The sequence below is a fragment of the Pseudomonas marincola genome (assembly GCF_900682675.2).
Taxonomy (GTDB): domain Bacteria; phylum Pseudomonadota; class Gammaproteobacteria; order Pseudomonadales; family Pseudomonadaceae; genus Aquipseudomonas; species Aquipseudomonas marincola.
On sequence record NZ_LR215729.2, the window covers coordinates 2,294,095 to 2,308,217 of the forward strand.

General features: G+C 55.8%; 4 protein-coding genes. 1 reads left to right on the forward strand and 3 read right to left on the reverse strand.

Features of this window, described 5'->3' with window-relative positions; translation table 11 throughout:
- Positions 1-70 precede the first annotated feature (70 nt).
- Positions 71-11,554 (forward strand): VCBS domain-containing protein, encoded by an 11,484-nt coding sequence (locus tag PMYSY11_RS10750; protein ID WP_150549173.1) that lies wholly within the window; start codon positions 71-73, stop codon positions 11,552-11,554.
- A 72-nt stretch (positions 11,555-11,626) separates the two neighbouring features.
- Here PMYSY11_RS10750 and PMYSY11_RS10755 read toward each other — a convergent pair whose 3' ends face one another.
- The 3 genes from PMYSY11_RS10755 to gorA are packed head-to-tail and all read right to left on the reverse strand — an operon-like array spanning position 11,627 to position 14,016.
- Complete coding sequence (locus tag PMYSY11_RS10755) at positions 11,627-12,004, reverse strand: VOC family protein (RefSeq protein ID WP_150549174.1); 378 nt, start codon at positions 12,002-12,004, stop codon at positions 11,627-11,629.
- A 22-nt stretch (positions 12,005-12,026) separates the two neighbouring features.
- Positions 12,027-12,650, reverse strand: a complete 624-nt coding sequence (locus PMYSY11_RS10760; RefSeq protein ID WP_069900368.1) for a trimeric intracellular cation channel family protein — start codon at positions 12,648-12,650, stop codon at positions 12,027-12,029.
- A gap of 7 nt (positions 12,651-12,657) precedes the next feature.
- Positions 12,658-14,016 (reverse strand): glutathione-disulfide reductase, encoded by a 1,359-nt coding sequence (gene gorA, locus PMYSY11_RS10765; RefSeq protein ID WP_150549175.1) that lies wholly within the window; start codon positions 14,014-14,016, stop codon positions 12,658-12,660.
- Between the last annotated feature and the right edge of the window lie 107 nt (positions 14,017-14,123).

Consider the following 14,123-nt stretch of genomic DNA (forward strand, 5'->3'; position numbering starts at 1 on the left):
GAATTGGCCTTGATAAAAAGCCACACAATACTGGACTGGTTGAGTGTCGCGAACACTTGGGGATATGGATATGCAGAGCAAGCCGAGCTCTTCTGCTCTAAACGTTTTTCGCCCGCGGAGTCAGGCGTTAGCCCTCGAACAGCGTATTTTGTTCGACGGTGCGGCGGCGGCAGCTGTAGACCAGCAGCACAACAACACGGCCGACGCCCATGAATCGAACGACACGGCGCCTAATTATGCGGCCCCGAGCGAAGTGGCCACGGCCAAGCCTACTGACTATTCAGCAGCCAAAGAGTTACTGGTGGTCGACAGCCGGGTCGAGAATGCTAATCAGCTAACTGCGCAGTTGCCGGCCAATGTGAGGGTGTTGGTGGTTAACACCTCGGAAGATGGCCTCGCCGCGATTTCGTCAGCCCTTACCGAAATGGGCAAAGTCGATTCAATCCAGATCCTTTCCCACGGTTCCAGCGGACAATTCACGCTGGGCAATCGCACGCTTTCCAGTGACAACGTCGGTCAACTGTCCGGTCTCTTGAGCAGTTGGAGTGCATCCCTCAACCAAGGCGCAGATATCCAGTTGTACGGCTGTAACGTGGGTTCAGGTGAAGCCGGTCGGGTATTGGTCAGCGAGCTTGCACGCATTACTGGCGCGGATGTTGGCGCCTCAAGTGATGACACTGGCAGTGCTGCGCTGGGCGGTGACTGGGACCTAGAAGTACGCAGTGGCAATATCGACAAGGCTTTAGTGCTCAGCGCCGATGTGATTGACGGCTACGCCAACTTGCTGGCGGATGCAAGTCCAACAGTTACCCTTAGCTCTACGGGTCAGGATGTACTGCTCGGCGATCAATTTACTTTCACGGTCAATTTCTCAAACAACGCAACAGACGACACAGCCTTGGGTTACGCCCCATTTTTGAACGTGATCATGCCGGCGACCGGCGTTGATGGCGACGATGGCGCTACTTTCATTTCGGCTACTTACCTAGGCCAGTCACTTTCAGCGACCGTCATCACCTTTGATGCATCCGGCAACGCAACGCACCCACTGGCTAAAGATGCCAGTGGCAACCCATTGATCATCACCGGCAATCCAGGTGATCAACTGGTAGTCATCGCCCTGCCCTTTGCCAGTATTTCGAGGAACCAGCCAGCGCTGCCGATTGTGATTACGGGCAGCCTGAGCAATCTGGCAGACACCGATTTCTCAGACGGCGCCCCCGACCTGACCATCCAAGTCAGTAGCGGCTTTGAGCTCGGTAATGATTCACTCGACAACCCGACTGATGACCCCAGCATCGTCATGCCCGGCTTCGTCGATTTTGTCATCCACCCAACGGTGATCACTTTCGATCAAACCCTGAGCACACCTGAAGGCGAAACAGTTACTGGCCCCAATCATAACCAGAGCTACACAGCCACCGTAATTCCAGCGCCCGGCCAGACATTAACCAATGTAGTCATCACTCAACCCTTACCCGATAACATACAAGTCACCGCCATTACGCCGGGCGCTGGCGGCGTGATTACCTCGTTAACACTGTATGACGGCACCACTGTTACCGATCCTGCGGAAATCCAGGCTGCTATCGCGGCGGATGACGTTTATATTTCTTCATTCAGTGTTGAATATGCCAACCTGACCGGGTCAACCGATACGGTGGTTTCGTTCTATGTACCAGAAGTCGACAGCAGTGGGCTTTCTGTACTTGACCCCGCTACGGGCGCTCCACGCACTATCACCATTGGCCCTCCAACTGCGGAGGGAAGCTGGGTGCCGATTGACCCCCGTGATGTAACTGCGCCCGCAACAACAATCGAGTTCAGCGGCACCGGTAATACTTCAACCTTCATTGCCAAGTCGTTAACTCTGGAAAAACAAGTCGATATTCAGATCGACGAAGGTGCATCTGGCGTAAGCCCTGGCGATACCTTGCAATACACGCTGGACATTGAAATATCCGACTACTTTGCCTACGGCCGAGATTTTTTCAACGAAGGCAGTCTGCTCGTCACTGACACACTCGGTGACGGCCAATCTCTGGTGCCGGGCAGCGCCACCATGAGTGTAACTATTGCTGGCGTTACTCAGTCGATAGCGTTGGTCAGCACAGTCACTACAGACTCCACTACAGGCATCAGCACTATTGTTTTCGACATCGCCCAGTCGTTGAGAGACGCTTTTGGCGGTGTCAGCGGCTGGCTCAACGGCGATCTCTCGTTTGATGATGTACAGGAAGGCGCAACCCGCGCTGTTATCACTTACAGCAGCTTGATCAGCCAGGCCTATACCAGCCCAGCAGACCAGCAAGAGATAAACGAAGGCGACAGCCTCAGTAACAGTGCGATTCTTTCCGGCACAGTGCTGACAGACCGTTTCAACGTCGGCAGCGATGTCGCACAAACCGATACATCCAGCGCCAGTGTGACCGTGCCGACCAACCGCGTCGATATATCCATTGCCTCGGTTAATAACGGCACACCGCCGGCAAATGGTGAAATACGCCCCGGCGATGTCGTTACGTTTGAGCTCAGTTATGACCTTGTTACCGGCGACTATGAAAACTTCATCCTCACTGCCTACCTGCCTGAACCACTGCTTGATGTGAGCGGCGTTTCCTGGACACAAGGCACAGGCGTTGGTACTTGGACTTTGGGCGCTGATAACACCAATAACGGTGCGCTCGTGAGTGTAACAACCGGTCCCGGCAACTCCGTTGTGTTCGATTTCGGCGACTATGCAACCAGTGATGTTGGCGGCACGCGCATAGTTGTTCAATTCACTGTATTGGTCGGTAATCAGCCGTTTGCCGACCAGCGTTCGTTGGATGTTCTGGCGCAGTCCAGCCAGCAAACCACGCTGGCGACCCAGCAAACACTGGTCTCCTCGGATGTTGTGGCGATTGTCTCGGTTGCCGAGCCTGAGTTGAGCATCACCCACGGTGTTGTTTCGAGTTCGAACGGCACCATCAGCGGGACAACAGGTACATGGCAAGCGCCCGACACGACCGGAGCCCCGTTTACCGGTAGCGTGACTGATCCGCTGGCAGTTAATGGCGATGTAACCGGTATCGACGCCGGCGACACGCTGCGCCTTGCCACCGCGATTGAGAACACCGGCGGTGGCGGTGCATTTGATGTCACCACCAGCATCACCCTGCCCTCCGGCTTGAGCTTTGTCGGCGGCAGTTTAGCGGCGGCCAATCTGCAAATTTATCGCGGCGATGGCACCCTGTTGGTGTTGGGCACCGATTACAGTGTCAATGGCAATGCCATTACTTTCCTTGATGCCGGAAGCACCGCCAGCTTGCTCGCCGGGCGCGCAGGAACAGCTGCCGATGCCAGCGGCGCCAACGTGGTGATTATCACTTACGACGCGACGGTCGACACCGCGATTACCGCCAGCAGCACGCTGCAAAGCACGGCAACCCTGAGCAATTACGCCAGTGTTGATGGCGGCACCGACTTTACTCCGAACGACCTGACTGAAGTAGCTGGCCAGCAGATTGCCGCACCCGAAATACGCAAGGTATTTGCCGATGGCAGCCTTGATGATTCCGACTCAAGTGCCACTCACACCAGCGGTAACGACCTGGTGATTGGCGAAAGCATGCTCTACGACATCGTTGTGACGCTGCCAGAGGGCGGCACACAAAACCTGCGAATTGAAGACCTCATTCCGCAGGGGATGCGACTGGACACCAGCTTTGGCACCGGCGGCTATGAGCTGATTTTACTGGCGGCCGACAGTGGCGCACTCAGCGCCGACTTTGCCGGCAATGTTGTCGTCGGCACATTTACCGCCGTAACCGGGGCGTTGGGGGACGATGGCGGCGATGTGCGTTTCACTTTCACGGCTTCGACCACGTCGGCGGATAACAACACCGGCAATAACAGTTTCGTTTTGCGTGTTCGGCTCGTGGCCAGCAATATCAGCGACAACCAAGCCAATAAGACCCTGCAAAATAATGCACAACTGATTTACAGCGATGCAGATGGTGATATTCCGAATGGCACAACGCCTGTCGACCGCACTGTCGCATTAACCGGTGGGCAGCCCTCGGTGGTTATCCGCGAACCGACCCTTACCATTGATCAAACCACGGTAGTGCGTGGCGATGGCCAAGTGGATGAAGGCGACCTTGTCGAGTACATCATCTCCATCAGCAACGGCACGTCTTCAAACGATTTTGACGCGTTTGATATCAGCTTTCTCGACAACCTGCCCAGCCAGCTCGGCAATGTCACGTTAATCAGCGTCGTTTATAACGACGGCACTACAACCACCAACATAACCAGCCAGTTCACGCTTACAGGCAACGTCCTGCAAACGGTAGACGGCGCCAATATTGATATCGTCAAAGGCGGGGTTATTAACATCCGTGTTGGCGGTATTGTTAATGCAACGGCTGCAAGTGTGCCCAGCTTTGATAACGTTGCAACTGTGCAATGGACGAGCCTGGACGGCACCACCAATACCACTGCAGATCCGGCCGGAGAACGAACAGGCGCTGATGGCCTCCTGAATTCAGGGGCGCTCAATGACTATCGCAGCAGTTCAACAATCAACATCCCGGTATCCCAAAAAATTGGCATTGCACGTGTCGGTGGATTACCCGACACCGCGGCGCCAGACCCTACATTCAGCGAGAACGAAAATGTCGCGGTTGGCGAAATCATCCGCTATCGGGTCAGCGCGGTTTTGGCTGAAGGAACAACCGATGACTACAGCATTCGCGTAAGCCTCGGCGATGGGCTCGAGTTTCTTAACGACGGTACGGTGAGGATTTCTTTCACATCAAACGATGGCATCACCAGTTCGGTGACGGGCGTCGTAACGCCTGACGGCATTGTGATTGGCAATCAGACTCAAGGTGAGGTCGGTCCTATTGATCCCAACCTTTCCGGTCCGGCACCGCAAGGCTTGCTCAACGCTGCGCAGATTGAAGTCATCAAAGACCCGACCACTGGCGAGACTCTGGTCATATTCCACCTTGGGGACATAACCGTTAATGATCGCGATGTCGACTTTGAGCTGATCACCATCGAGTTCAATGCTAAGGTGCAAAACATCGGCACAAACGTGGCAGGCGCATCGATTTCTGCAAGAGCCGCAGATTTTTCAGGCGACGGCCCTACCCCACTTTCAGAAAGCCCAACGCTCACTGAAACGATTGTTGAGTCTTCCTTCACCGGGATGGTTAAGGAAGTTGTCAGCTTCAATCCAGACACCGCCAGTGCGACCAATACCGGCACAGCAACCGTTGCCGTGAGTTTCACTCAAAACGGTCAAATACCAGCGTTTGATGCGCAACTGACGGACAGTTTTGCCAATGCAAACGCCAGTAATTACACCTTAATCAGTATCCAGATCGGCGGCACAACCTATTTGCCAGGCGCTTTACCCGCTGGTGTGAGCTTCACCGATGGCGGCTCGATTAGCGTCGACTTCACCCAGATCGACCCGAATGTCACCATCAAAGTGCTGTACTCGGTGACCCTGCCAAACGATGTGGTGATTGCAACGTCTGATGCGACGCTGACCTGGACCAGTTTGCCAGAAGACTTCACCAGCTGGGGCGGTTCCAGTGTCGGGGCCGACGGCACAGAACGAGGCGAGCGTACCGGCGAGCAGACCGGTGCCAACAACTACATTCTCACCAGTGGTGCCGGCATCGGCGTTATCAGCGGCACACTGTGGAACGACACAGGCTCAGCTGACGATAGTGTAGCGGTGGACGGCGCAGGTTTGGCCGGTCAAACCGTCACGTTGACGTGGGCAGGTACCGACGATGATCTGACCACAACGGCCGATAACCTCACGTTCCAGGCCACAACGGATGCCAACGGTTTCTATCAGTTTGGCGTGTTGCCGGCGGGTATTTTCCAGATTGATACCCCAAAAGGCACGATCAGCTATGCACAACCCATTGGTGATTTGCGCGTACGTATCGACAGCGATGGAACCGGGGGTACGCTGGGCCAGGTTGTTGTGACGCTCGGTGAGGGCGATACCGGCGAGGCTGATGCTGGTTACGTTGAACTCAACGATGCCCCCGTCATCACCCTGCCCGGCACGCAAAATGGCCAGGAGGATGTATTGCTGGCCATCGACCCGATCAGTATTGCCGACGTGGATGCCGACAGGTATCAGGGTGTAGGCAGTCATGATCTGCAAGTGACGCTGAGTGTGGTCAGCGGCACCTTGTCGTTAAGCAATCCAACTCCAACCGGTGTAACCGTCTCGGGGTCTGGCAAAACGTTGATTCTCACGGGTACTCAGGCTGATCTCAATGAGGCCTTGAAAACCCTGCAGTATCTGGGTGACCAAGACTTCAACGGCACGGACACCCTGACGGTAGTCACCAGTGACCTCGGCAGTTTCGGTGAAGCAGACGGTAACGGTATTCCCAATGATTTGACTGATGCATTGACCGACACAGAGACGCTGAGCATTGTGCTGGAGGCAGTCAATGACGCTCCGCAAGCCAATGACAACAGCGCAACGGCGGTAGAGGCTGGCGGCACTAACAACAGCGTGACTGGGGTTAACCCGCGCGGCAATCTGATTACTGACGCGCCCGCTGATACCGATGTCGACATCGCCACCAATGCCGATGAGCTGCGTGTGACTAGTATCGGATTTGGTGGCAACCCACCTATCAGCCTGCCAAGCACTGGATCCGGGGGGATTCAAGGCAATTACGGCACTCTGTTCGTAAATGCGGCCGGTGGTTATATATACGTGGTAGACAATGACAATCCGGCTGTAGAAGCGCTGCGTATATCCGGCCAAACATTGGCTGAAACGTTCACCTATACCATCAAAGATATCGCCGGCGCCTCTTCCACAGCGAATCTATTTATAACCATACAGGGTGCCAACGACACGCCGGTTGGCGTCGATGATGTTGTCACTGTCGCAGAAGCTGGGGGCGTTAATAATGGCCAGGATTCCGGGCCTGCAAGCGGCAACGTAATACTTGGCGTGATCGACGGCCCTGGTGCCATCACCGACGTTTCTGGTCCCGACACCGACGTCGACTCCGCCGCAAATGGTGAGGTTTTGAGTGTCTCGGGTATCCGTGTAGGAGCCAAGGACTTACCGGGCGACTTCGATGCGGTCACTGCCGGTTCAACCGGCGCAAGTAATGGCACGGTTATCACTGGTTTGTACGGCACGCTGACAATCGGTGCGGACGGTTCATACACCTATGTCGTCGATAACGATAATGCGGACGTCCAGCAAATGGTCCCCGGCGATACCCTGCAGGAGATTTTCAGCTATCGGTTGGTTGACGCGGGCGCACTGGATACCGTCGCGCAACTGACCGTCATCATCACCGGCGCATATGATAACCCCGTGGCCAGTGATGATGCGGCTGAAGCACAAGCCGCATCAACCAATAACAATGCTCAGGAAAGTAACCCAACCGGAAACGTCATTACCTTTCCAAGCCGTCCCGGAAACTCAGATCAACCGGGGGGCAACGGTATAGACCTGGATGTTGATCGCACCGATCAACCTAGCGATCAGTTGATCGTAACCGGGATAAGAGTAGGCGTCGAAACGGGTTCCGGTAACCTTTCTGACGTTTCCAGCGGCTCCACCTCAACCGCTAATGGCACCGTAATTGTCGGCACCTACGGTACATTGACAATCGGTGCTGATGGCTCGTTCATCTACGATGTGGACAGCACCAATACCGCTGTACAAGGTTTGGCGGCAGGTGAAACCCTGACTGAGACGTTCACTTACCAGATTACCGACACGGGCGGCTTAACCGACCTTGGCCAACTGGTTATCACCGTGAAAGGCGTTAATGATCCACCCGTTGCGCAAAATGTTGTTGCACTGGCCGTTGAGAATGGCGGCCTCAATAACACCGATCTCGGTCGTGTGCCGTCTGGCGATGTAACCACCAATGCCTTCGACCCGGATGGCGATCCCATTACCGTGACTTCTGTGCGCACCGGCCCCGAAACTGGCGGCGTTGCAGGCACTGAGAACCCAGTAGTTGACGGCACCCCCACGTCTGTTTTGGGTACTTACGGCACCCTGACCATCAATGCGGACGGCAGTTACACCTATGCGCTGGATAACAGCCTGGATGCAGTGAAATCGCTGCGCCTTCCCAGCCAAATGCTCACCGAACGCTTCACCTACACCATCAGTGATGGTCAAGGCGAAATCGACGTCGCCGAGATAATTGTGGTTATCAGCGGCAAAAACGATAACCCGGTGGGTACGCCAGATATTGCTACCGCCAAGGAGTCGGGGGGCGTCAATAACAATCAGGCAGGGATCGACCCAACCGGCAATGTGCTCACCAATGACACCGACGAAGACGGCGTTAACTACGGAGAAACCGCAGCAGTCTCCCAATTCAGTAACTCCAGTGGCGCTGCCGGCACGTTGGGCTCTGAACTCAAAGGGCTGTACGGCTGGTTGCGACTCAATGCCGATGGCAGCTACACCTACCGAGTCGATAACAATCTGCCTGCCGTGCAAGCGTTGCGCAGTACAACTGATGAATTGACTGATGTGTTCAACTACTCAGTGATCGACAGAGCGCTAGCCGAAGGTGCATCAACCCTGACAATTACTATCCAGGGGGCTAACGACACGCCGGTTGCCGTCAACGACGCAAATACCGCGCTTGAGGCCGGCGGCACGGGCAACGCCACACCGGGCATCAACCCGACAGGCAATGTGCTGACTAATGACCGGGATGTCGACGCGGGCGATGTGCTGAGCGTAACTCAGGTCAGCCAGGGCGCTAAGACAGGGGCTGCTGGCACTGATTTCATCGGCACTTTCGGCACGCTCAGGCTCAATGCTGACGGCAGTTATGAGTATGTCGTTAATAACGACAACGCTCAGGTGCAAGCGCTGCGCACCACCAGCAATACACTGACCGATGTGTTCACCTATCGCGTACGCGATCTGGCTGGTGCAACCACCACTGCACTGTTGACGATTACCATTCAGGGCGCAAACGATACGCCGATCGCTAACAATGATACCGCGACCGCCAGAGAACAAGGCGGCACGCTCAACGCTGTCCCTGGGATAAACCCTAGCGGCAATGTGTTGAACAACGACACCGATGTCGACGCCAGCGACACCAAGATCGTGACCGGTATTCGCACGGGCACCGAAGCTGCGGGCGGTGCACTCAATACTGTGATCGCCAGTAATACCCTGACAGGGATTTACGGCACCCTGACCATTGCATCCAACGGAAGCTACACCTACACCGTCGACAACAACCTGGCCAGCGTGCAGGCGCTTAAGGCCGGTGAACAAGTCGTTGAGGTATTCACCTACCGCATGCGCGACACCGCTGGAGCCACTGACCTTGCCCAGTTGACTATCACTGTTCAGGGCGCATGGGATGCACCGGTTGCAGTTGATGATATCGCCCGTGGCGTGGCCGATAACGGCCTCGGCAACAGCATCAATCCGACAGGCAATGCGCTGACCAACGACACAGATGCTGATAACAACGACAGCAAAACGGTCACCGGCATCCGCCTCGGCGCAGAAACCTCTGCAGGCACGCTGGCTGGCGTCACTGCGGGAACCGATTCCAGCAACGGCACCCTGGTTGATGGGCTTTACGGGCAACTGATCATTGGCGCGGACGGCAGCTTTACCTACGTGATAGACACGGCCAACCCTGCTGTATTGGCCCTTCCGTTAGGCCAGACACTCAGGGAAACCTTCACCTATGAAGTCACCGACGGCGGCAGCCTGACCGATCTGGCGCAGATCCAGATCGTCATCTTCGGGCGCAATGATGCGCCAGTGGCCAACACCGATACCGCCGAGGCTTTAGAGGCTGGTGGCTTGAACAACGCCAGCCCCGGCGTTAACCCGAGTGGCAACGTGCTGAGCAACGACACCGACCTTGAAGACAACGTACTGACAGTCACCGACATTCGCACCGGTACAGAATCGGGCACTGGCACGGCAGGCACCGTGGGTACGGTGCTGCGCGGCCAATACGGTGATCTGCAACTGAACAGTGACGGCACCTGGACCTATATCGTCGACAACAGCTTGGCAGCCGTGCAGGCGTTACGCACCAACGGCCAGACCCTGACCGATGTCTTCACCTACAGAGTCCAGGACTTTTTCCGTGCAGGTGACAGCGCCGAGCTGCAAATCACAGTGCGTGGCAGTAACGACACGCCGATTGCCAGCGATGATGCAGCCGTGGCAGTCGAAGCCGGTGGCGTGGCCAATAGCACGCCAGGTTTGAATCCGAGCGGTAACGTGCTCGACAACGACAACGATGTAGACAGTGTTGCCAATGGTGAAAGCAAACAGGTGTTGCTCTTCACCAGCAGCAACGGCAACAGCGCTGCGGCCGGGCAAGTCGTCAAGGGACTGTATGGCAGCCTGACAATCAATGCCAATGGCAGCTACACCTACGTTCTCGATAACAATAACCCGGTGGTTCAGGCGTTACGCACGGCGGGCAACACGCTTAATGAGGTGTTTACCTATCGCATGAGTGATACCGCAGGCGCTACTTCTGATGCGCGCCTGAGCATCACCATCCAAGGCGCGGATGACAACCCGGTAGCGGTCAACGACAGTGTTACTGCAACCGACCAGACCCCTGCCCCGCAAGCCACTGGTAATGTGCTGCCCAATGACAGCGATGTCGACAGCGGCGATCAAATCGTCGTGAGTGGCGTGCGCACGGGCGCTGAAAGTGGCAGCGGTACAGCCGGTGTAATCGGCCAGCCAATTCAGGGTTTGTACGGCACCCTGATTCTCAACGCAGACGGCAGCTACACCTACACCATCGACCTGACCAATCCGACCGTGCTGGCGGCGGCCGGGCTCGGCCAAGTCCTTGATGATGTATTCACCTACACCATCACCGACCTCAACGGTGCTACGGATCAGGCCGAGCTGGTGATTAACCTGAATATCTCAGCGCCATACATTCCAGCAGGCAATGGCCCGCACTTTGATTACGGCTATTCGAACTCAAATGCTTATGAAGGGATTCCGGACCGTGAGCCGATTGTATTCGTCAGCCCGGTTGTTGAGCGTTCGAGCACGGCTAACCGGCTAAGCAACCTGCTCAATCAAGGTACCAATGTACGCCTGGCAACACCGATGCGTTTCGACAGCCCATCTATTGGCGCAGGCCTGGGCCTGGTTGATGGCCAATTCGTTGGCGAAGAAGTCCAGCGCAATCAGGAGATCAATCAGGTCGAGACGGATGCAATGTTTGCGCGTCACGGGCGCATCAGTCTGTCGGCAAATGGTTTGCTCAGCAGCCCTTCGCTGTTTGCCGAAAGTGCTGATCAGATGCTCAAAGGTCCGTATCAGAGTGAGGCGGCCAACCCGCGCAGCGCTCAGACAGACCAGCCCACTGAGCAGTCTCGTATTGCTGATGCACCAGCGCAGCCAACTGAGATGGAGCAGAGTGATGACTACGGCGTTGCGCCTAAAGTCGCCAGTGGTTTCCGCGAGCAACTACGAGCGGCGGCGCAATCGCGCTATCCATTCGCACGCAGAGACGCCTAGGCCATTCCCATGCGGGTGCTGCCCGCATGGGTTTTTACGCTTGGAAGCTGAGAGGGAAAGCGCGAGCCGAAATCAGCTGTAATGGCTGATTTCTATCAGATTATTATCCGGATCGCGGATATACACCGATTCAATGGGCCCAATCGCACCTGTTCGTGCAATAGGCCCCTGTTCGATTTCCACGCCCTGCTCTGCCAGATGTTTAAGCACCTCAGCGCTACTCCAGCGGGTGATCAGACACAAGTCGATGGAACCTGGCGTGGGTACCTGCGCCTTGGGTTCGAACTCGCGACCTGCTTGGTGCAAGTTGAATTTCTGCTGGCCAAACACCAAGGCATGGCGTCCTTCACCAAAAACCTCATGCTGCATATTCAGCACGCGGCAGTAAAAGGCCACCGTTGCCTCGACATCCTTTACGGTTAATACCAGATGATCCAGTCGCTCGATCATGCTTATTCCCACCCTCTAGTTGTCAGTCGCGGTCGAGCAAATGAAATTGCGGCAACGACAAGTGCCAGCGGATAGCCGCCAGGCGAATACCCAGCACCGTCAACATCGCCACGCTGGTATCGAGCCAAGGCGGCGTCGCCAGCAAGCGCATGACGATAAACACTGTGGCACCGGCCATGCAGGCTGTCGCGTAGATTTCTTTTTTGAAAATCAGCGGGATTTCATTACAGATCACATCGCGCATCACTCCACCGGCCACGCCGGTCATTACGCCCATGATTACTGCTGTGCTCATCGGCACGTTGTGCTGCAACGCCACTTCTGTGCCATACACAGTGAAGACCGCCAAGCCGAAGGCGTCGGCGATCAACAGGCCTTTTTCGTGGATCGGCTGCGTCATGCGCACCCAGGCCACGGTGCCTAATGCGGCAAAACTGGCGATCAGAATATAGGTGTCATCGCGAATCCAGCTGACCGGATGGTTGCCGAGAATCACATCACGCAGCGTGCCGCCACCCAATGCCGTAATGATCGCAATCACCAGCACACCAAACAGATCCATGGACTTGCGACCTGCCATCAGTGCGCCAGTGATAGCGAATACCGCTACGCCGAACAGGTCGGCGAAGTAGAACAGTTGCGCCATACGCCCCTCAGCGATCGACAGGGGTACGCATTGTGACGAACTCTTCAGCGGCAGTCGGATGCACGCCAATGGTGTCATCGAAAATAGCTTTGGTCGCGCCGGCTTTAATCGCAACCGCCAGGCCCTGAATGATCTCACCGGCATCTGGCCCAACCATGTGGCAACCCAGTACACGATCAGTTTCTGCGTCAACCACCAGTTTCATCAGGGTGCGTTCTTGCGATTCACCAAGGGTCAGTTTCATTGGCCGGAAACGGCTCTCGTAAACCTTAAGTGTGTGCCCTGCTTCGCGCGCTTGTTCTTCGCTCATGCCCACGGTGCCAATGTTAGGCAAGCTGAATACCGCAGTCGGGATCATCTGGTAATCGACTCCGCGATACTCGTCCGCCTTGAACAACTGACGCGCAACCGCCATGCCTTCAGCCAGCGCAACCGGCGTGAGCTGGACACGACCAATCACATCGCCAATCGCGAAAACCGACTTGGCCTCGGTACGATAGTGTTCATCGACCTTGATGTGACCCCGTGAATCGAGTGTCACCGAGGTGTTTTCCAAACCGAGGTTATCCAGCATCGGACGGCGGCCTGTGGCGTAGAACACGCAATCAGCTACAAGCGTGCTGCCGTCTTTCAAGGTGGCCAATAAACTGCCATCGGCCTGCTTGTCGATACGGCTGATGTCGCTGTTGAAGCGCAGGTCGATACCGCTCTTTAACAGCTCATCTTTGAGGTGTTCACGCACTGCCCCATCAAAACCACGCAGGAACAGTTCACTGCGATACAACTGGGTCGTCTGGGCGCCGAGGCCATTGAAGATAGAGGCGAATTCGACCGCAATGTAGCCGCCGCCCACGACAATTACCCGCTTGGGCAGTTGCTCGAGAAAGAACACCTCGTTGGAGCCGATCGCGTGCTCGCGCCCCGGAATATCCGGAATAACCGGCCAGCCGCCGGTGGCAATAAGAATATTGGCCGCAGTAATACGCGTGCCATCGATCTCGACGGTATGGTCATCGAGCATCTTTGCATGGCCTTCGAGCAGCGTTACGCCGCTGTTGATCAGCAAGTTGCGATAAATACCATTGAGCCGCGTGATCTCACGATTTTTGTTGCGGATGAGCGTCGGCCAGTCAAATTTGGCCGGTTCAAGCGTCCAGCCAAAGTTACCGGCCTGCTCGAATTCTTCGGAAAAATGCGCGCCGTACACCAGCAGCTTTTTCGGCACACAGCCCACATTCACGCAAGTACCGCCCAGATAACGGCTTTCAGCTACCGCTACGCGCGCACCATAACCTGCAGCAAAACGGGCAGCACGGACGCCACCGGAACCTGCACCGATCACAAATAGGTCAAAATCGTAAGACATGATTATCTCCCTGATAAAGGCGTTAGCATAACCCAGATCACCCTGCTAACACGCGCTAACCTATGCTGGGTATTGAGCAACATATTGAGTGATCGAATCATTTACAG

Bases quoted from the DNA above. Each gene is read 5' to 3' on its own strand.
- PMYSY11_RS10760 (WP_069900368.1), bottom strand. From the start codon at position 12,650: ATGGCGCAACTGTTCTACTTCGCCGACCTGTTCGGCGTAGCGGTATTC.
- PMYSY11_RS10755 (WP_150549174.1), bottom strand. From the start codon at position 12,004: ATGATCGAGCGACTGGATCATCTGGTATTAACCGTAAAGGATGTCGAG.
- PMYSY11_RS10750 (WP_150549173.1), top strand. From the start codon at position 71: ATGCAGAGCAAGCCGAGCTCTTCTGCTCTAAACGTTTTTCGCCCGCGG.
- gorA (WP_150549175.1), bottom strand. From the start codon at position 14,016: ATGTCTTACGATTTTGACCTATTTGTGATCGGTGCAGGTTCCGGTGGC.